Annotated in this window: 17 protein-coding genes; 8 read left to right on the forward strand and 9 right to left on the reverse strand. The window is 72.3% G+C overall.

The window, feature by feature from the left end; all coding sequences use genetic code 11:
• Positions 1-2: 2 nt before the first annotated feature.
• Complete coding sequence (locus ACBJ32_RS23475; RefSeq protein WP_375128506.1) at positions 3-1,568, reverse strand: acyl-CoA synthetase; 1,566 nt, start codon at positions 1,566-1,568, stop codon at positions 3-5.
• Positions 1,565-2,326: an enoyl-CoA hydratase/isomerase family protein gene (locus tag ACBJ32_RS23480; RefSeq protein WP_375128507.1), complete on the reverse strand. Its 762-nt coding sequence runs from the start codon at positions 2,324-2,326 to the stop codon at positions 1,565-1,567. Before ACBJ32_RS23480 ends, ACBJ32_RS23475 begins: the two co-directional genes overlap by 4 nt.
• A 111-nt stretch (positions 2,327-2,437) precedes the next feature.
• Between ACBJ32_RS23480 and ACBJ32_RS23485 the strand changes: the two genes are divergently transcribed.
• The 4 genes from ACBJ32_RS23485 to ACBJ32_RS23500 all read left to right on the forward strand — a co-directional run bounded on the left by ACBJ32_RS23485 (position 2,438) and on the right by ACBJ32_RS23500 (position 6,781).
• Entirely contained in the window at positions 2,438-3,331 is an 894-nt protein-coding gene (locus ACBJ32_RS23485) for a LysR substrate-binding domain-containing protein (protein WP_375128508.1), read from the forward strand.
• 142 nt (positions 3,332-3,473) lie between these two features.
• Complete coding sequence (locus ACBJ32_RS23490; protein WP_375128509.1) at positions 3,474-4,304, forward strand: polysaccharide deacetylase family protein; 831 nt, start codon at positions 3,474-3,476, stop codon at positions 4,302-4,304.
• A gap of 90 nt (positions 4,305-4,394) precedes the next feature.
• Positions 4,395-5,105, forward strand: a complete 711-nt coding sequence (locus tag ACBJ32_RS23495) for a hypothetical protein (RefSeq protein WP_375128510.1) — start codon at positions 4,395-4,397, stop codon at positions 5,103-5,105.
• A 221-nt stretch (positions 5,106-5,326) separates the two neighbouring features.
• Entirely contained in the window at positions 5,327-6,781 is a 1,455-nt protein-coding gene (locus ACBJ32_RS23500; RefSeq protein ID WP_375128511.1) for a PepSY-associated TM helix domain-containing protein, read from the forward strand.
• A gap of 83 nt (positions 6,782-6,864) precedes the next feature.
• Here the strand turns inward: ACBJ32_RS23500 and ACBJ32_RS23505 are convergent, their stop codons facing one another.
• The 6 genes from ACBJ32_RS23505 to ACBJ32_RS23530 form a co-directional block, all read right to left on the reverse strand.
• On the reverse strand, positions 6,865-8,820 hold the full coding sequence (locus tag ACBJ32_RS23505) for an endo-1,3-alpha-glucanase family glycosylhydrolase (RefSeq protein WP_375128512.1): 1,956 nt from the start codon (positions 8,818-8,820) through the stop codon (positions 6,865-6,867).
• A 233-nt stretch (positions 8,821-9,053) separates the two neighbouring features.
• Positions 9,054-11,816 carry a DUF5682 family protein gene (locus ACBJ32_RS23510; protein WP_375128513.1) on the reverse strand — a complete coding sequence of 921 codons (2,763 nt, stop codon included), beginning with the start codon at positions 11,814-11,816 and terminating at the stop codon, positions 9,054-9,056.
• Positions 11,813-12,928: an AAA family ATPase gene (locus ACBJ32_RS23515; RefSeq protein ID WP_357871209.1), complete on the reverse strand. Its 1,116-nt coding sequence runs from the start codon at positions 12,926-12,928 to the stop codon at positions 11,813-11,815. Before ACBJ32_RS23515 ends, ACBJ32_RS23510 begins: the two co-directional genes overlap by 4 nt.
• Before the next feature lie 12 nt (positions 12,929-12,940).
• Positions 12,941-14,278, reverse strand: coding sequence for a VWA domain-containing protein (locus tag ACBJ32_RS23520; protein ID WP_375128514.1), 1,338 nt, complete (start codon positions 14,276-14,278; stop codon positions 12,941-12,943).
• Positions 14,279-14,283: 5 nt separating this feature from the next.
• Positions 14,284-15,669, reverse strand: coding sequence for a hypothetical protein (locus tag ACBJ32_RS23525; RefSeq protein WP_375128515.1), 1,386 nt, complete (start codon positions 15,667-15,669; stop codon positions 14,284-14,286).
• 37 nt (positions 15,670-15,706) lie between these two features.
• Positions 15,707-16,198 (reverse strand): hypothetical protein, encoded by a 492-nt coding sequence (locus tag ACBJ32_RS23530; protein WP_357871201.1) that lies wholly within the window; start codon positions 16,196-16,198, stop codon positions 15,707-15,709.
• A gap of 207 nt (positions 16,199-16,405) precedes the next feature.
• On the opposite strand from ACBJ32_RS23530, the gene ACBJ32_RS23535 reads away from it, so the two are divergent.
• Positions 16,406-17,047 carry a GntR family transcriptional regulator gene (locus ACBJ32_RS23535; RefSeq protein ID WP_375128516.1) on the forward strand — a complete coding sequence of 214 codons (642 nt, stop codon included), beginning with the start codon at positions 16,406-16,408 and terminating at the stop codon, positions 17,045-17,047.
• 75 nt (positions 17,048-17,122) lie between these two features.
• Here the strand turns inward: ACBJ32_RS23535 and ACBJ32_RS23540 are convergent, their stop codons facing one another.
• Entirely contained in the window at positions 17,123-17,479 is a 357-nt protein-coding gene (locus tag ACBJ32_RS23540) for a hypothetical protein (RefSeq protein WP_375128517.1), read from the reverse strand.
• A 114-nt stretch (positions 17,480-17,593) separates the two neighbouring features.
• On the opposite strand from ACBJ32_RS23540, the gene ACBJ32_RS23545 reads away from it, so the two are divergent.
• The 3 genes from ACBJ32_RS23545 to ACBJ32_RS23555 are packed head-to-tail and all read left to right on the forward strand — an operon-like array spanning position 17,594 to position 19,258.
• Positions 17,594-18,325, forward strand: a complete 732-nt coding sequence (locus tag ACBJ32_RS23545) for a PIG-L deacetylase family protein (RefSeq protein WP_375128518.1) — start codon at positions 17,594-17,596, stop codon at positions 18,323-18,325.
• A complete protein-coding gene (locus ACBJ32_RS23550) occupies positions 18,322-19,014 on the forward strand; it encodes a 4-carboxy-4-hydroxy-2-oxoadipate aldolase/oxaloacetate decarboxylase (RefSeq protein ID WP_375128519.1) in 693 nt (230 codons plus the stop codon). Before ACBJ32_RS23545 ends, ACBJ32_RS23550 begins: the two co-directional genes overlap by 4 nt.
• Complete coding sequence (locus tag ACBJ32_RS23555) at positions 19,004-19,258, forward strand: PrpF domain-containing protein (protein ID WP_375128520.1); 255 nt, start codon at positions 19,004-19,006, stop codon at positions 19,256-19,258. Before ACBJ32_RS23550 ends, ACBJ32_RS23555 begins: the two co-directional genes overlap by 11 nt.
• Positions 19,259-19,283: the final 25 nt, after the last annotated feature.

The raw sequence follows: 19,283 nt of genomic DNA on the forward strand, positions 1-19,283 counted from the left end.
CCTTACTTGGTGTGCCTGCTGCGGAGCCGGGCGCGCTGGATCTTCCCTGTCGCCGAGCGGGGCAGGTCGTCGACGAACTCGATCTCCCGCGGGTAGGCGAAGCGCGAGTGCGTGGTCTTCGCGAACTCGCGGATCTCCCGTGCCAGCTCCTCCCCCGGCCGGTAGCCGGGCGAGAGCAGGACCCACGCCTTGACGGCCTGGCCGCGTACGGGGTCCGGCACCCCGGCCACGCCCACGTCGGCGACGGCCGGGTGGGCGCGCAGCGCCTCCTCGATCTCGTCGGGCCCGACGCGGTAGCCGGAGGTCTTGATCACGTCGTCGACGCGGCCGAGGAACCAGTAGTAGCCGTCCTCGTCCACGCGCGCGTGGTCCTTGGTGTGGAACCACTGCCCGCCGAAGGTCTCCCGCGAGGCCTCGGGGCGGTTCCAGTAGCCGAGCGGGAACTGCGGGTTGCTCCGCGCCCGCAGGCAGATTTCGCCGACCTCGCCCGGGGGCACCGGCCGCTCGTGCTCGTCGAGCAGCGCCACGTCCCAGCCGGGCAGCGGTCGGCCCATCGAGCCCTCCTTGACCGGCGTGCCCGGGAGGTTCCCGATCAGCGGGTACGACTCGGTCGAGCCGTAGTAGTCGAGCAGCGTGACGCCGAACTGGTCGCGGAACCACCGGATCAGGTCGGCGGTGAGCGGCTCGTTGGCGCAGCAGACGGTGCGCAGGCGCTGCGGGTGGCGGGTGCCCGCGTCCGGCACCTGCTCGCGCATCTTCCGCAGGAACGTGGGGTTGACCAGCCCGGTGGTCACCCCGTTGCGCGCCATGCCCTTGAGCAGCCCCTCCGGGTCGAAGCCCGCGGCCGGCCGGTACACGTAGTGCACGGCGCCGGCCCGCAGCGGCCCCATGAGCTTGGCCATCGACCAGGCCCACTCCCCCGCGCCGTAGAAGACGTCGCCGGGGCGCAGGTCGTGGCAGACCTCGAACTCGTTGTGGCCGAGCAGCGTGCGGTGCGCGTGCACGATGCCCTTGGCGGGGCCGGTCGTGCCGGAGGTGTAGAAGATCAGCGCCGGGTCGTCGGCGGCCGTGTCGGCGTCCTCGAACTCCGGCTCGAACCGGGCGATCACCGGGTCGTCCACGTCGACCACGATGCCCTGGTAGCCGCCGGCCCTGCGCACCGCGCCGGCCTCGGTGACCAGCACGGACGCGCCCGAGTCGGCCAGCCGGTAGGCGATCTGGTCGTCGGCCCACAGCAGCGACATGGTCACCAGCACGGCCCCGGTGCGCAGCACGCCGAGGTAGGTGGCGGGCGTGTCGGTGCGCTGCGGCAGCATGACGGCGACGCGGTCGCCGGGGCGCACCCCGGCGCCCTTCAGGCAGGCGGCGATCCGGCGGGAGCGGTCCTGGATCTCGCCCCAGCGGATCTCCTCGTGGGCGCCGGTGTGGTCCTCGAAGATCAGGGCCAGTTTCTCGCGGGGGTGGCGGTCCGCCACGTCCACGGCCATGTTGTAACGCTCGGGCACGCGCCACTCGTAGCCGGCGGGACGGCTGCCGCCGGGAACGCTCCACTGCGACATCTCGGTCATCGGGCGCCCTTCCCCAGGAAGCGGGTCATCTCGCGCTGCGGCTCGCCGGAGGCGTACGCGGCGGCGTGCACCTTCTTGGCGGCGTCCACGGCGTCGGCCAGCGCCTGGCTCTCCAGCTCCCGCAGCCGTCCCTTGGTCAGCGCCACGGCGCCGGGCGGCAGCGCGGACAGCTCCTTGGCCTGCCTGACGGCCTCCGCCAGCACCTCGCCGTCGCCGACGAGCCTGGTCAGCAGGCCCAGCCGCTCCGCCTCCGCCCCGTACACCAGCCGCCCGGTCAGCGCGAACTCGGTGGTCCTGGCCCGGCCGAGGATGTTCCACATGGCCCAGATGCCGGTGATGCTCGGGATGCCGGACAGCACCTCGGGCTGCCCCATCCGCACGCCGGGGTGGCCGATGCGCAGGTCGGCCAGCAGCGCGTACTGGAAGCCCGATCCCGCCGCCACCCCGTTCACCGCCGCCACGACCGGCTTGTCCAGGTCGAGCACCGCCCGGTAGAGGCGGTCGAAGCCGTCGATCCAGGCGTCGGAGGCGGCGTGGTCGCCGGGGTCGATCGTGGCCGTCTCGCCCAGGTCCTGCCCCGCGCAGAAGGCCCGCCCGGCGCCCGTGAGGACGACCGCGCCCACCTGGGGGTCGGCGCCCGCCTCGCGCAGCAGCCCGATCAGCCGCTCCCGCATCTCGGCGGTCCAGGCGTTCAGCTTCTCCGGACGGTTCAGGGTGATCACCGCGACGGGTCCGTCACGGTCCAGCAGCACAGTCACTAGCGTCCCTTCGCAGGTCAACGGGCTTGCCGGGATACAACCAGGTGTGACGGGGCCGTGGCCAACATCAATGAAGTCCCTTGGCGATATCAGAGCGATATGGTGAGACCGATGGAGCTGCGTCACCTGCGTTACTTCGTCGCCGTGGCCGAGGAGCTGCACTTCGGCCGGGCGGCGGAGCGGCTGCACATGGCCCAGCCGCCCCTGTCCCAGCGCATCCGCGATCTGGAGCGGGAGCTGGGCGTGCGGCTGTTCGACCGCAACCCGCACCGCGTCTCGCTGACCGAGGCGGGGGCGCTGCTGCTGGAGCACGCCCGCGGCGTGCTCGACCGCGCCGACGCCGCCCGCGAGGCCATGCGCCGCATCCGCCCCGGCGCGTCGGGGGTGCTGCGCGCGGGCGTGCCGCCGGACACGACGCCGATGGCGCTGCGGACGCTGGTGGCCCGCTTCACCGAGCGCGTCCCCGACGTGCTGCTGGAGCTGCACGAGCTCACCACGGCCAGCCAGCTCGCCAAGCTGCGCGCCGAGGAGCTGGACGCGGGCCTGGTGCGGCACCCCTGCGACACGGTGGGGCTGGAGTCCAGCGAGGTCGTGCACCGGCGGCTGGGCGTGGTGCTCCCCGCCGGTCACCGGGCGGCCCAGCAGGACGTGGTACGCCTGCGCACGCTCGACGGCTCGCCCCTGGTGATCTTCCCCAGGGAGATGGCGCCGCAGCTCTACGACCACGTGCTGGAGGCGTGCCGCGACAACGGCTACCTGCCCAGCGCGATCCGGCACGCCCGCAACCCGCACTTCGTCCACGGCCTGGTCATGTCGGGGCTGGGGGCGCACCTCAACGAGGAGCCGTACGACGAGCTTCCGGCCGGCCTGGTGTGGCGGCCGATCGACGAGCCCCGGCTGACCTGGTCCACCTCCGCCGTGTGGCCGCCCGTGCAGGGCGGGGAGGTGGTGGGCGCGTTCGCCGAGGCCGCGCTGGCCGGACTGCGCTCGGTCGGGCACGCCTGAATCCCTGTCATCCGGTTCGCATTCCGGTGCGAACCAGGAGCGGACGACGCTAGTCCAATCCTTTGGAACGATCCTGGCCTGTCTGGCGAGGGTCGTCCTTCAGGGGACATGCACCGGGGGCGGTGCTCGTACAGGGGGATTCATGGACATCGGCGTGACGTCGCGCCGGCCTGGGCCGGCCGGCGCGAGACGGGGGACCGCGAGGGCGATCGCCGCGGTCGTACTGACGGCGGGGCTGGGGGGCGCGGGCACGCTCGTCACCACCACGGAAGCAGCCGAGGCCGCCACGGCGGCGGCCACTTCCGCGACGGCGGCGGCCACTTCCGCCGAGGCGGCCTTATCCGCGAGCGCTCGCGCCGCCGCCGATGCCAAACCGGTGAACTGCCGGCGCGTCAAGTGCGTGGCGCTCACCTTCGACGACGGCCCAGGCAGGTACACGGACGCGCTGCTGCGGAGCCTGGCGGCCTACCGGGCGCGGGCCACGTTCTTCGTCGTCGGGCAGAACGTCGCCGCCTACCCGGGGATCGTGCGCAGGACGTACGCGGCGGGGCACGAGATCGGCAGCCACACCTGGTCGCACCCGGACCTGACGAAGCTGCCGGCCGCGTCGGTGCGCTCGCAGTTCGCCCGTACCGACAAGGCGATCAAGAAGGCCATCGGGATCAGGCCGGAGCTCGTCCGCCCGCCGTACGGGGCGTTCAACGCGACCGTGCGGCGGCAGGCCGAGCGGCCGGTGGTCATGTGGAGCGTGGACACCCTGGACTGGCGGTTCCGCAACAGCGCCAGAGTGGCCCGCAAGGCCACCAAGTCGGTACGTCCGGGCAGCGTCATCCTGTTCCACGACATCCACCCCTCGACCGTGCGGGCCATCCCGCGGGTGCTGAAGAGCCTGTCCAAGCGCGGCTACCGGTTCGTCACCGTCAGCCAGCTCTTCGGGGGCAAGCCGCCGCGGGTGGTCTACAGCCGCGGCTAGCGGTTTCGTGAGCGGGCGCGAACTTCTCTCGCGTCCGTTGAACCCCGCACGCCGGGCCGGCGTATCCGTCCATGTGAGCGGTGATCGCGCATGAACCCCGACCGGAAAGGATGCGGCACCGGCAGCAGGGACACCGCGCAGGCCGGGCGGCCCGGCCTGCGCGGGCTGCGGGCGGCGGTGTTCGCGGTCGTGTGCGTGCTCGCCGCCCTCGGGATGCACGTGCTGGCCGGAGGGCCGATCGCCGGCCTGGGCACGGTGGTCGCGGCCACGGTCGCGACGGGTGCGGGCGCGTTCGTGCTGGCCCGGCGGCGACGATCCCCGGGGACGCTCCTCGCCGCCTCGTTCGCCGCCCAGTACGGCATGCACCAGCTCTTCACCGGCGGCACCGGCTCCCTCACCGGCCTGCTCACCACGGTCACCGCCCCGTTCACCACGGTCACCGCCCCGTTCGCCACGGTCACTGCCCCGTTCGCCACGGTCACCACCCATCACCACTCCCTGGGCCCGCCCGGCCACCATGGCGGCGGCCTCTACGGCGGGATGGGGATGTTGCTGGCGCACGTCCTGGTGGCCGCCGTCTCGGCGTGGTGGCTGGATCGCGGCGAGACGGCGCTGGCCACGCTGCTGCGGTTGCTGGCCTGCTCGTTCCACGATCTGTGGGCCCTGCTGGCCGCCCGCGACACGCCGCCCTCCGCCACGCTCCCCCGCCGGCTGCCGGCGACGGTGTGCGCGGGAGCCGGCGGCGTCCTCACCGCCCAGGTGCTGGCCTGGGCTCTGTGCCGGCGGGGGCCGCCCCGGTAGGTGCCAGGGAATCGACGTCTCGGCCGTTCGCGGTTCGCAGCCGCGACCCAGGTGACCGGCGCGGCGTGGCACGCGAGCGCGCCCGCCCCGGTCACGCCCGACCTTCCCATGCCCTGCACGGGACAGCCCGTGACCTCGTGACACGCGCTCGTCCGCTGCCCGCCTTCGCGCGGCACGCGCCTGTCCTCGTGCATGCGCGCACCTCCGGAACGGAGCCCCCCATGACCTCTGTCGAAACACGCCCGGAAGCAACCCTCCCCGCCCCCGCGAGGGCCTCGTCGCCCTCCTCGTCCCAGCGCTACCGCGCCGTGTGGCGCTGGCACTTCTACGCCGGCCTCTTCGTCGCCCCGGTGCTGCTCGTCCTGGCCATCACCGGCGCCGTCTACCTCTTCAAGGAGCCGTTCGAGGAGTGGCGCTACCAGGACGTCCGCACGCTCGCCCAGCCCGCCGCCACGGCCCGTCCCCTGTCGGAGCAGATCGCCGCCGCCCAGCAGGCACGACCGGGTGCTGCGGTCATGTCCGTCATCCCGCCCACCTCCCCCGACCGCACCACCCGCGTCATCCTCCAGGGCGCCGACACGGGCCCCTGGGCGCAGGGCGTCTCCGTGTACGTGGATCCGGGCACGGCCACCGTGGTCGGGCAGATCGACGACGGTGCCACGTTCATGCGCGTCGTCCGTACGATCCACGGCGAGCTCATGTCCGGCACGGCCGGCGACCGCGTCGTGGAGACCGCCGCCTGCTGGGCCCTGATCCTCATCGCCACCGGCACGTACCTGTGGTGGCGCGGACGGCGTACCCGCAGGAAGCCGACCCGCCCAGGACGCGGGCGGCTGCGGCGGCTGCACATCCTGACGGGGCTCGGCGGAGGTGCGGTGGTCGTCTTCCTCGTCCTGTCCGGCCTGCCGTGGTCTGGCGTGTGGGGTGACGGCCTGCAACGCCTCCAGGCCGGTACGGGCTCCACCTACCCCAGCGCCGACGACTACCCGCACACCTCAAACCCGCCCCTGTCCGGGGACCTGTCCACCAACCCGGACGCCAAGGTCCCCTGGGCGGCCGAACGCCTCCCCGTCCCGCCCTCCCAGGACGGGCACGCCGGGCACGGCACCGCGCACGGCGTCCTCCAGCCCGGCGCCCTGCCCGTCGAGAACGCCCTGGCCGCCGCGAGGCCCGCGATCCGGTCGTGCCCGCCGGCCGAGTGCGACCTCAAGGTCCTGCTACCGGACGGCCCCCAAGGGGTCTACACGATCGTGACCGACCCGCGCCGCGACCCGTCGGCCGCGCAGACGCTCCACGTCGACCAGTACAGCGGCCGGGTGCTGGTCTCCTACGGCTGGGCCGAGTACGGCGTGCTGGCCAAGGCCGTCGAGCAGGGCGTCGCCCTCCACGAGGGCCGCCGGTACGGCACCGCGAACCTGATCGTGATGCTGGGAGCCTGCCTGACCATCATCACGCTGGTGGTCACCGGCGCGTGGATGTGGTGGAAGCGCCGCCCCCGAGGCCGCGCCGGCGCGCCGGCCCGTACCACGGACCGGCGCACGACGTGCGGGGTGATCGCGGTGATGGCGGTGCTGGGGTTGCTGTTCCCGCTGGCGGGGCTGACCATGGTGGCGGTGCTGCTGGTGGACTGGCTCGTGGTGCGGCGGATTCCCCGGCTGGCACGCGTGTTCGGCTGACGGCGGCCACCCGCAGGCCTTCCGAGGACCGGCCCGCCCCGCCGGCGCTCGCTCGACACCGCCCGGCAGGGCAGCCCGCTCCATCAGCGCTCGCTCGACGCCGCCCGGTAGTGCAGGTCCTGCACGTACGGCGTCGCGGTGACCGGGTACGGCGAGACGACCTTCGCGACCGCGGCCGAGCTCCTGGACACGGTCGCGGACACGGCGCCGGCCTTCAGCGGGAACGTCCTGGCGGACACCCCGGCGGGCGCGTCGTAGGTCTGCGTCGTGCCCCCGATCGTGACCGACACCTTGGCCGCCGCGGTGAGCATGCTGAGCACCTCGACCGTGTCGCGGGCCGCCGTGCTGCCGCTGCGCAGCTTCATCAGCTTGGTCTGCGCGTACGACGGCACCGCCGCCACCGGCTGGATGCGGTGCGTGAGGTAGGCCGAATCGTTGGTGATCTTCGGGCAGCCGAGCTTGTAGCAGGTCAGGTAGTAGGCGTTGATGTCCAGGTACGTCCACCCGGCGTTGCGTGACGGCGCGAACTGCGTGTTCTCCGAGTAGTCGTTCCAGGTGGTGAGCTGGACCCAGTCCGCCTTGCCGTCGATGGCGCCCTTCCAGGAGGCGCGGAGGTTCTCGGTGTTGCCTGCCTCGTCGAAGATGCCCTGGTTGGGGCGCTCGTCCTGGATCGACACCGGCTGCATCCAGATCTTGCCCATGCCGTGCGCGGTGGTGATGTTGGCGGTCAGGTTGGCGTTGGCCGCCGGGTTCCGGCCGCCCCAGTTCGCGAAGCCGTAGCTGATCGAGGCGAACGCCTCCCGGTTCTTGTTGAAGTCGAGGAAGCAGGGCACCAGGGCGACCTTGATGCCGTGCGTGCTCTCCATGGTCTTCATCCACGACGACCACCAGGCGGCGGTGCGGCCCTCGGCCTTGAAGGGCGCCACGACGAGGCGGTCGTCGGCGAGCCGGTAGACCGACTTCGACGCGGCGAGCTTGGCCATCGCGGCGGCCAGGGTGGCGCTGTCGACCGAGGCCAGCCCGTTCGTGTCCGGCATGAGCACGATCTTGAAGCCGGGGTCGACCGCTTCGGCGGCCTTGACGAGGTTCTGCACGCGCGTCCAGTGGGCGCTGGTCACGGAGAGGATGTCGACGGTGAAGCCGTCCAGCCCCGCGGCGATGGCCTGCTTCACCTCGGTCTTGAGGTCGGCCAGCGCGTAGTCACCGGTGATGGGCGAGCGTCCCGGCGGCCGATCGCGCAGCAGGCCGCCGTACGCGGCGTGCTTGCCGCTCTCCCCCTCGGGCTTGAGGTAGTTCCGGGCGTAGTAATCGTTTTCGGGAGCGGCGTTGTCCAGCGAGATCGGATACGGCGTGAAGTAGTGCGCGAACACCTTCTTGCCGGAGGCCCGCAGCGCCGCCGTTCCCGGCAGGGTGAAGGGCAGCGGCCCGTCGGTCTGCTCCTCGCCCGTGCCCTCGGTGTAGGTGATCGTGAGCTTCGGCCCCCGGTCGCCGGTCTCCCGCGAGGACATCAGGACCGTCGCGGTGTCGGACGTCCCCGTGAGGGCGAAGGCGTAGGTGCCGTCGCCCTCGACCGCCGCCGAGACGTCCAGCTTGGCCGTCGCGCCCGTGGTGAAGCCGGTGTGCGAGTCGAGGGCGGCCTCGCCGAGCCCGGGCCGGGTGTTCCAGGTGGTGGCGGCCTCCGTCCAGTCGCCCGTGACGGGGCGGACGGAGACGGTGGTGTCGGTCGTCCTGGCCGAGATCACGTCGAGCGTGACCTGGACGTCCTCGGCGTCCTCCGGGATGCCGGCGACCTTGAAGCGGACCAGTGCCGCCCGCTGCCCCGCCGTCGTGCTGCCGCAGCCGGAGCCGCAGACGCTCAGCCACGTCGCGGTGGCGAAGCTCTTGGCCGGCTCGGCCTGGCTGACGAACACGTCCTCGGCGGCGGCGAACGTCGTGGTGACCGGCGCGACCGCGGACGCCTGCGAGGGGGCGACGGCGGCGGTCCCCAGCGTGGCGAGGGCCGTCACCGCCGTCAGCAGCGTCCGATATCGGTTGACCATGAAACTCCCTTGGTTCCCGTGCGGCTCCGAGATGGCGGAGCCACCTTGCACGGCAAGGATGAGCCAAGATCAACCGGTTGTTCAGCACTTTGTCCGAAACCGCCGTTTTGGAACGTCATCAAACTCGGTTCGTGTACGGGCGATGACTCTGCGGGTGGGCTGCGAGACCCTGGCCGGGCAGCCTGATCCACCGGCCGGGCCACGGGAGAGGTGACCCGGCCGGTGGTGACCCGTCAGAGCAGGAGGCCCGCCACCGCGAGCACCGGCTCGGGGTGCTCCGCCAGCAGCGCGCTCACCTCCTGGTGCTCGTCCGCCACGGCGCCGGCCACGCGCCACCCGCCCTCGCACCCGAGCAGCCCCGCCACCGCGTCGCACGCGTCCGGATGGGCGGCGAGCAGCGACGCCACCGGCCCCGATGCCACCGGCGCCGACGCGGCGGCGGGCTTGGGGCGGGCCGCCCACGGCGGCACCCACGAGTCGACGGCCGTCAGCGAGCCGGGGAACGTGCGCCCCGCCTCCCGGATCAGCACCGGCATCAGCTCCGCCGCCCCGTCCCGCAGCGTGGTGATCAGCTTGGGCAGCCACGGCAGCAGCACGTTGTCGGGCAGCCGCCCGAACGCCTTCGAGATCACCTCCACCACGAACCCCGACAGCCCGGGAGCGGGCTCCATGGCCTGCACGAACCCCATGATGTAGTGCGGGAACGACGGGACGACCAGCGGGTTGGCCAGCAGCTCGTCGCAGCGGGCCCGCAGGTCGGCGATCGGCAGGAGCCCGAGCTGGTGGTGGGCCGCCCACAGCAGCGCCACCTTGCCGGGCGCCTCCGGATGCGACTGCTGCACCGCCAGCTCGAGCTGGGCCCGGTCGCAGCCGAGCGCCAGCGCCAGGCTCTCCATCGTGAACAGGAAGCCCAGCATGGCCGCCACCTGCCGCACGCCCGTGTCGTCGTCCACGAAGGCCGTCGGCAGCAGCGTGCAGTAGTGCGCGTACCCGGCCGTCACGAACGACTCGCACCAGGCGGGCAGCTCGGGCTCGTTCGCCCGGTAGTAGGCGAGCAGCCGCCGGATGCGGCGCAGCACCTCGGGCGCGTCGTCCACGGTGCGCTCGGCGGCGAGCAGCTCCACCGCCCGCGCCCCCAGCTCGTCGGCGAAGCGCCGGCTGCCGAGGAACAGGATCGAGTCCTCCACCGCCGCCAGCGCGACCGCCGCCGTGGCCTTGGGGTCGTGCACCGAGCGCCGCAGCCGCTGCTCCAGCACCTGCTCGATGGTGACGCCCTCGTAGCCGAGCTCGATGATCGAGCGCTGGTACTTGCCGAACGCCAGGTCCCAGCTCTCCTGGATGGAGCGCTCGCCCAGCCTGCGCTCGCCCATGATGGGCCGCACCGCGTCGGACGGCAGCAGGTACCGCAGCATCCACAGCAGGTCGGAGCAGGGCACCAGGTCCGGCTCGGCGTTCAGGTCGAGCAGCGCCCGCTGGATGGTCCGCTTCTCCAGGTCCAGGCCGAGCGGCTTGAGCCGGTCGTAGACGTTCCTGGCCAGCGGCGGCAGCGCGTCGTAGCCGACCTCGCCGACGCGGTCGCCGCCGAGCAGGATCTCGCACAGCCGCCGGATGTCGCGCCGGCCCGGCACGGCGTCCTTCTCGATGCACGTGACGGCGGCGTCCTGGAAGTCGTACGGGGTGGGCCTGGCGCGGTTGCGCATGCCCGCCAGCAGGATCGAGGTCTCGTAGACCGCGATCGCGTCGGCCGTGCTGGCCAGGTAGCCGTTGCGGCGGGCCAGCCGGACGATGTCCACCGACCAGCCGACCAGCTCGGCGTCGTCGAGCGGGTCGAGCGCGGGCGGCCTGGACAGGAACCCGGTCAGCTTGTCGGCCACGTCCGCCCGGGGAGCGGGCGCGGGCAGCTTGGCCGCGCGCTTGCGCGCGCCCTTCTGCCCTTCGAGCTGGAACGGCGTCAGCCTGTTTCGCGTGAGCGCCTTGGTCCAGGTCGCCGCCGCGATCGACACCGAGCCCGAGGCCAGCCCGAACTGCGCCTCGATGGCCGAGTGGCTGGACGGGATGAGGCCGTACAGCCATTTCGTGCCCGTGCGCGGGCTGATCTCGAAGGGGGCCGTGGATCTCAGGCCGAACTGCTCGACGCGGCTGGCGGCGTGGAAGGCGCCGCACACGTACAGGCAGTCGGCGGGGTCGGCGCCGGACGCGGCCAGGTGCTCGCGCATCCTGGTCCACATGTAGCGCTCGCGGTCCTCGTCCACGGCCACCCGGCGGTCGTCGTCGGGGCGCAGGCGGCGGAACAGGCTGCCGATCAGCACCATGACCTGGCGGTAGGTGTCGTAGTCTGCGCCGGACAGGGGCTGCTCGACGTACTGGTCCCACCACTCCGACCAGTGGCGCACCTTGCCGTGGTGCAGCAGGTGCTCCTCCAGCTCGGCGAAGCGGGGGCGCAGGTCGCCGATCTCGACGCCGACCGCGTCGCCGTGCAGCCCGGCCCCCTCCTCCTTGGCGGCCGGAGGGCCGGCCGGCTCCTCCTTGGGCTCCCACTGGAAGACGTGGTCGGTCGAGCGGTCCACCAGCACCAGCTCGACGCCGGGGGTCTCCAGCGCGTACGAGATGGCCTGGTACTCGGCCGACGCCTCCGTGATCGGCGCCACCACGCTGAGCGGCGCCGACTCCTTGGGGAAGCCGTCGAGGTCGGTCGCGAACGCCTGCAGCGCCACCGGCAGCCGGCAGTTGCGCAGCTCGGTCAGCAGCGGCTGGAGGTCCTCGCACAGCTCCAGGTAGATGACCTTCGGCTGCTTCTCGCGCAGCCTGCGCACCATCGCCAGCGCGGAGGCCGGCGAGTGGTGGCAGACCGGGAAGATCTCCAGCTCCTCGCGCAGCGCCCGGTCCACGTCGTCCACGAGGCCCGACAGGATGCCGGACACGGCGACGGGGCTGCCGGCGAACTGCTCGGCGGCGTCGAGGAGCTGCTCGCGCAGCGCGCCAAAGGGACCGTTCATGACAGGGTCGAGATGGCCTCGCGGCCGCCCTCGAGGAACTCCGGCCACTGCCCGCCGTCCTTCTTGCTGCGGGGCTCGACCACGCCGTGCCAGTACTTGTTGAGGATGGCCAGGTCCTCGGGGCTGCGCCGGGCCAGCGAGCCGACCAGCGACGAGGCCAGCGTCTGGGCGCGCAGCACCTGGTCGCCGAAGAAGTGGCTGTGCAGGATGGCGTCCTCCAGCACGCCGATCTGCTCGGCCGTGGACAGCGCCGACTCCAGCTTCTCGTCGTCGCTGGTGGCCGAGGCCGCCGCCGAGCGCAGGTCGGCGAAGCTCTGCAGCAGGATGTCGAGCAGCGTGGGCGGCAGGTCCAGCTCGATCCGGTGCCTGCGCAGCAGCTCCTCGGTACGGAAGCGGACGATCTCCGCCTCGCTCTTCTTGTTCGTCACGACCGGGATGCGGACGAAGTTGAAGCGCCGCTTGAGCGCCGAGGACAGGTCGTTGACGCCCCGGTCACGGCTGTTGGCGGTGGCGATGATGGAGAAGCCGGGCTGGGCGAAGACGATGTTGTCGTCGTCGAGCTCGGGGATGGAGACGTACTTCTCCGACAGGATCGAGATGAGCGCGTCCTGCACGTCGCTGGTGGAGCGGGTCAGCTCCTCGAAGCGGCCGATCACGCCGCGCTCCATCGCCGTCATGATCGGCGAGGGGATCATCGACTGGCGGGACTGCCCCTTGGCGATGACCATGGAGACGTTCCACGAGTACTTGATGTGGTCTTCGGTGGTGCCCGCCGTACCCTGCACCACGAGGGTCGAGTTGCGGCAGATCGCGGCGGCCAGCAGCTCGGCCAGCCAGCTCTTGCCGGTGCCCGGGTCGCCGATCAGCAGCAGGCCCCGGTCGGAGGCCAGGGTCACGATGCTGCGCTCGACGAAACTGCGGTCGCCGAACCACTTCTGCGGGATCTCCCGCTCGATGCCGTCGGAGCGCTCGGAGCCGAGGATGAACACCCGGATCATGCGCGGGCTGAGCCGCCACGAGAACGGCTTGGGGGAGTCGTCGATCGACTCCAGGTAGTCGAGCTCCTCCGCGTACTTCACCTCTGCGGGGGCGCGCAGCATGTCGTCACTCATTTCGCGGGTCTCCTAAGTGAGGAAGTTCTTGAGCTCGAAGACGAGCTTGTGGATGTGGCCCGAGATCACCGGGGTGCCCAGGTCCTTGAATTTCTTGCGGAACCACGGATCGACGCTCTGCACGCCCGAGCTGTTGACCGAGCCGACGGGGATGAACTTCACGCCCGAGCGGTAAACGGCCTCGATGCCCTCGTAGAGCGGCTGGGAGGCGCCGAACTCGTAGAAGTCGGAGATCCACACCATCACGGTGTTGCGCGGATCGCTGATCTTGGGGCGGGCCATGGCCATCGCCACCGGCCCGTTGTTGCCGCCGCCGAGGTTCGTCCGCATCAGCACCTCGAACGGGTCGTGCACCCAGGGCGTCAGGTCGATGGCCCGGGTGTCGTACGCGATCAGGTGCACGTCCACCTTCGGCAGGCCCGCGAAGATGGAGGCCAGGATGGTGCAGTTGACCATCGAGTCCGTCATCGAGCCCGACTGGTCGACGACCACGATGAGCCTGGCCGGCGTCGTGCGGTGGGCGGTCTGCTTGTAGAAGAGCCGGTCCACGTACAGCCGCTGGTCCTCGGCGTTCCAGTTGGTGAGGTTCTTCCAGATGGTGCGCTGGATGTCGAGGTTGCGGAAGACCCGCTTGGGCGGCACCGAACGGTCGATGACGCCGGCGCTGGTCTTCTCCACCTGCGTGCGCAGCACCTCGGCGACCTCGTCCACGTACTTGCGGATCAGCGCCTTGGCGTTGGCCAGCGCGACGCCCGACAGGTTGGACTTGTCGCGCAGGAGCTGCTCGATGAGCGACATGCTGGGCGTGAGCCGCGCGGCCAGAGCCGGGTCGGCGAGCACCTCGCGCAGGTGCATGCGCTTGATCAGGTCGCCCTCCAGGCCGGCGAGGACCTTGGCCAGCTCCTCGTTGCCCTGGCTGTGGCGTAGCCCGCCCGGCTCGCAGCCCATGCCGCGCTCGAACCAGGCGGCGTCCTGCTTCCAGCTCTCGAGCTGGGCGGCGGAGACGTTGCCCGAGCCCGTGGCGAACACGTTGAGCAGCAGCTTGGAGACCAGGGCCGCGCGGCGCACCTCGTCGCCCGCCTCGTGCTCCTTCTCGGCCATCAGGCCGTCGAACTCGGCGGCCAGCTCGGGGAAGCGCTGCACCAGGTTGTCGACCGACACCGCGGGGTCGAGCAGGGTGAGCGGCAGGTCGAGGTCGCCGACGATGCCGAGGCTGGCGTTCTCCAGCGAGGGCTGCTCGTCGGTGCCGAACAGCCGGGACATCAGGCGCCAGTAGAGCACCTGGCGCCGGGTCTCGTCGGCGCTCTGCCCGGCAGTCCCGGCGCTCTGCCCGGTCGTCTCTGTGGTCATGTCGGTCATTTCCGCAGCAGCCGTCCCGCCCGCTCGCGCAGCACGGCGACCACGTCGCCGTTCTTGCTCTCGGCCTTGGCCACCTTGGGATCGGTGGGGCCGAGTGCCCAGTCGCCGTTGTGCGCGGCGACCGGCTGCTTCTTCACCGCCGCCTGCACGGCGAGCGGTTGCAGCGACCACTGCCCGCCGTCCCAGCGCACCAGCCCGATGCACGCCGTGGACGCCTTGACCAGCGCCGGGGTGAGCGGGCCCGCGGACGGCAGCCGGTCGAGGTCGAGCGCCAGCTCGGCGCCGCCGAGTTTGATCGTCCGGCCGTCGGTCTTGTAACCCTCGACGAAGACGGGCTCGGCGATGCGCACGGGGTGCCGGTCGAGCGGCGTCACCGCCGGCTGCGTCGCCGCGGCGAGCTGCACGCGCGCGATCGCGAACGGGTCGGCCTCCTCCCCGGCGCGCGCCCGGTCGTCGTGCCACACCAGGTCGCCGCCGGGCAGCAGCGGCATGTCCGCGATCTCCAGGCTGCGGTGCCCGGCCAGCGCGGCCAGCAGCACGGGGTGGCCGGCGAACAGCCGCCACACGGTGGGGCCGACGATGGTGTCGACCTTGGCGGCGGCCACGCCGGTGCGGACGAGCCTGCTGGGCGCGCCGCTCCGCTCCAGGATCGCGTGGATCTGGACGCGTACGACGGTGGCGTGCTCGTGCACGTCGGCGCCCAGGATCAGCAGCCGGCCCGACACCTGCTCGGCACCGCCGCCGTGCCACGGCCCGTGCTGGGACAGCAGCATGGCCCGCGTCCACAGGTCGGCCCACCTGCGAGCGGGCAGCCGGTCCATGGTGGCCACCGGGCTGGACGCCCGAAGCTCCGTCGCCAGCCCGTCGAGCAGCACCGCCAGCCCGCGCAGCTCGGGCACGGCCAGCAGCGCCTCGATGGTCTGGTCGGCCGCGGAGACCAGGTCGTGGTCGACGCCGCGCCAGCCGACGATGGCCAGCTCGCGCAGCCAGACCCGGCAGCCGGCCAGCAGGTTGCCGGGCGCCTCCGGCCTGCCCTCGGCGGGCTCCCAGGCGGCGCGCGTGCGGCCCAGGGCCGCGTCGAGCCGGGCGAGCAGCGCATCGTGCACCGCGCCGAACAGCGCGGCCCGGCCGCCGGCCAGCGCCGCGAGGTGCTCGTCGGCGACGGACCCGGCAGCCACCTTCTCCACGGCCTCGCCGACCCGCTCGCCGATGGGGCTGCCGGCCAGCGCGCCCGCCATGGCGGCCAGCGCCGCGGCCGGCTCCTCGCCGAGCCTGGCCAGCCCCTGGGTGAGCGCGTCGTCGAACCCCGCCACCAGGTCGAGCGCCTCGCCGGCCCCCGCGGGTTCGTCGCCGAGCAGCTCGCTCAGCTGTGCGTCGAGCATCAGCACACCGCCTTGTCTGACACGTACGTGATCGGCATCAGCGCACCGCCCCCGTCGCCGGGAACCAGTGCAGCTCGGCCAGCGGCTCGGTGCTGTCGGGCACCTCCAGGTAGGCCAGGTGGCGCAGGAACCGGCTGAACACGACGGCCGCCGGGGTGCGCTCGACGTGCCCCTTGATCTCGTGCATCAGGTGGCCGCCCTCGGGCACCTCGACCCGCAGGTAGCGGGCCACCCGGTCCAGCCCGTACTGGACGACGGCCTCGTCGGCCAGCAGGCGGATGTGTTTGCACGCGTAGCCGTGCAGCGCGCCGCACGGCCGGTTGTTGTTGGTGCTGCAGCTCAGCGCGTGGGTGCCCGCGGTGATCGACGAGACGTAGACCCGCTCGATGTCGGATCCGCTCGACACGACCCCCTGCAGCCGGCCGTCGGCCAGCTCGACGAAGGGCACCTTGGCGAGCTTGCGCGGCTCTACGGGTGATACCACCCGGACCACGCTGCGCTGCTCCCACGCGGTTTTGTCCGCGTCCACGACCTCAGAACCTCCCGCCCCGCCGGCTCGTCGGCGCAGGCGGAAGTGCCCGCGCCCGTGCGGCCGGCTGATCAATTGCTTCGGGAACTTACCGGAGGCCACCGACAGACTCGGGGCAAATGATCAAAGCGCCTGGCGGGTGAGGGTGCGTACCATCCGGGGGGGATTGTCCATAATATTGTCTACCAAGACACGGAGGAGGTTCGCGTGAGCTCAGGGCCCCCGCGCGCGCAGACGCTGACCGACCGGGTCAGGGCGGCCATACTCGGCGGGGACTTCGTGCCCAACCAGCGGCTGGTCGAGGCGGACGTGTGCGAGCAGTTCGGCGTGCCGCGCGCCGCCGTGCGCGAGACGTTCAGGGAGCTCGCCGGGGAGGGGCTCGTCGAGATCCTACGCAACAAGGGCGCCCGCGTCCGGGCGATCTCGAAGGCGGAGGCCGTCGAGATCATCGAGGTGCGGATGGTGCTGGAGGGCCTGTCGGCCGCCAAGGCCGCCGAGCGGGTCACGCCCGAGCAGGCCGCGCGGCTCCGCGAGATCGTCGCCGGCATGCGGGTGGCGGTGGAGCGCAACGACCTGGACCGGTATTCCGAGCTGAACGCCGCGCTGCACGCCGAGGTGCGCCGGATCGCCGGGCACCGTACGTCCGCGGCCATCATCGAGCGGCTGGGGGCGCAGGTGGTGCGGCACAGGTTCCGGCTGGCGCGGCAGCCGGGGCGGGCGGCGGTGTCGCTGCCGCAGCACGAGCTGATCGTGGCGGCCATCGTGGCCCGCGACCCGGAGGCGGCCCAGACGGCCATGCAGCAGCATCTGCGCAGCGTCGCCAAGGCGCTGGAGGCTACCCCCGACTGACCTTTCACGACGGGCCGGGGACGGGCGGGACGCCGGTACGGGTGACCTCGTCGAGGGTGGCGGCCGTGGCGCGCGTCATGGTGTCCGGCACGCCGAGCGACTCCAGCATGCGCGCGAGAAGCGGCCGGCCTCGGGCCCGCTGGCCAGGATGGGGGTCGCCAGGCCGCGCAGCGGGATCGGGACCATGATCGCGCCGTCCACGAACGCCGCCCCGGCCGGCTCCAGCAGCTCGGCGAGCCGCCGCTTGTCGCCGGGCGCGCCGGTGGACAGGTCGGCGTAGAGCGTTCCTGGCGCGAGGTGCGGACGGGACTGCTCGCACGCGTCAGGCAGGCGCGTCTCCCCGCCCAGCGGCGAGAACATGACCGACCTCGCCGAAGCCGAGCAGCGCCACCCGGGGTGTCTCCATGCCGCGATCTTCCCGTCGAAGTCCATATCGTTGACAATATTGTGCAATATCTCATGACACCGCTGCCGAACTCACCTCAGAAGCGACATTGGCCATGAAAGCGTTGACAATCTGATGGCCACGCTCCTAGCGTCAGCGGAGTGACCTCTTCTCGTACCCTGTTGGTGATCAGCGCCCACGCCGGTGACTTCGTCTGGCGCGCGGGCGGCGCGATAGCCCTGGCCACGAGCCGCGGCGAGCGCGCCAAGGTGGTGTGCCTCAGCTACGGCGAGCGCGGCGAGTCCGCGAAGGCGTGGCGCGCGGGCAGGACGCTGGAGGAGATCAAGGCGATCAGGCGCGAGAAGGCGGAGAACGCCGCGGTGGAGCTGGGCGCCGAGATCGAGTTCCTCGACGCGGGCGACTACCCCCTGGTGGAGAACCAGGAGCTGGTGGACCGGCTGGTCCGGGTCTACCGCGACGTGGTGCCCGACGTGGTGCTGACGCACCCGCTGGCCGACCCGTACAACGGGGATCACCCGGCCGCGGCCCGCATGGCGCTGCAGGCGCGGGTGCTGGCGCAGGCCATCGGCTACGAGGCGCCCGGCGAGCCGCTCGGCGCGCCCCCGGTGTTCTTCTTCGAGCCGCACCAGCCCGAGCAGTGCGACTTCAAGCCGGAGGTGCTGCTCGACATCACCCCCGTGTTCGGCAGGAAGCGCAAGGCGATGGAGTGCCTGCCGGCCCAGCAGCACATGTGGGACTACTACACCGACCTGGCCAAGCGCCGCGGCGTGCAGCTCAGGCGCAACGCGGGCCCGAACCTCGGCCTCGCGCACGACACGATGGGCGAGGCGTACATGCGGCTGTACCCGCAGGTCACGGACGTGCTGTCGTGAGGAACGTGGTCGTCACCGGCATCCCGCGCGCCGACCTCGGCCGTATCGACGCCCTGGCCGCGTACGGCGTCGCGACCGTGCACGAGGCCCTCGGCCGCACCGGCTACCTCGGCCCCGGCCTGCGCCCCGCCTGGCCGGGCGCCAGGATCGGCGGGAACGCGGTCACCGTGCTGTCCTGGCCGGGCGACAACCTGATGATCCACGTCGCGGTCGAGCAGTGCCGCGAGGGCGACATCCTGGTCGTCACCACGACGTCGCCGTCCACGGACGGCATGTTCGGCGAGCTGTTCGCGACCGCGCTGCGCCATCGCGGGGTGCGCGGCGCGGTGATCGACGCGGGCGTGCGCGACGTGGCCGAGCTGCGCGCCATGGGCTTCCCCGCCTGGAGCGCGGCCGTCAGCGCGCAGGGCACCGTGAAGGCGACCCCCGGCGCGGTGAACGTGCCGATCACGATCGGCGGGCAGCTCGTCAGGCCGGGTGACACGATCCTCGCCGACGACGACGGCGTGCTCGTCTGCCCGCGCGAGGACCTCGACCGGGCCGTCGCCGCGTCCGCCGCCCGCGCGGAGAAGGAGGCCGCCACGCGCGCGGCGTTCCTGAAGGGGGAGCTCGGCCTCGACCGGTACGGCCTGCGCGAGCGCCTGCCCGGGCTGGGCATCACCTACGAGGAGTACGACGGTGACCGATGACGGTGTGCGCTGCATGCTGATGCGCGGCGGCACCTCGAAGGGCGCGTACTTCCTGGCCGACGACCTCCCCGGCGACCCGGCCGAGCGCGACGACCTGCTCCTGCGCGTCCTCGGCAGCCCCCACCCGCGCCAGATCGACGGCATCGGCGGCGCGCACCCGCTGACCAGGCTCATCCTGGCCCCGGCTGGCGGACCATCACGTGGACGGAGGCCGAGCGCGCCAAGGGCCAGGCGTGGGGCCTGAGGACGATCGCCTCCTTCCACACCCA

Source organism: Nonomuraea sp. GTA35, from assembly GCF_041950525.1.
Taxonomy (GTDB): Bacteria; Actinomycetota; Actinomycetes; order Streptosporangiales; family Streptosporangiaceae; genus Nonomuraea.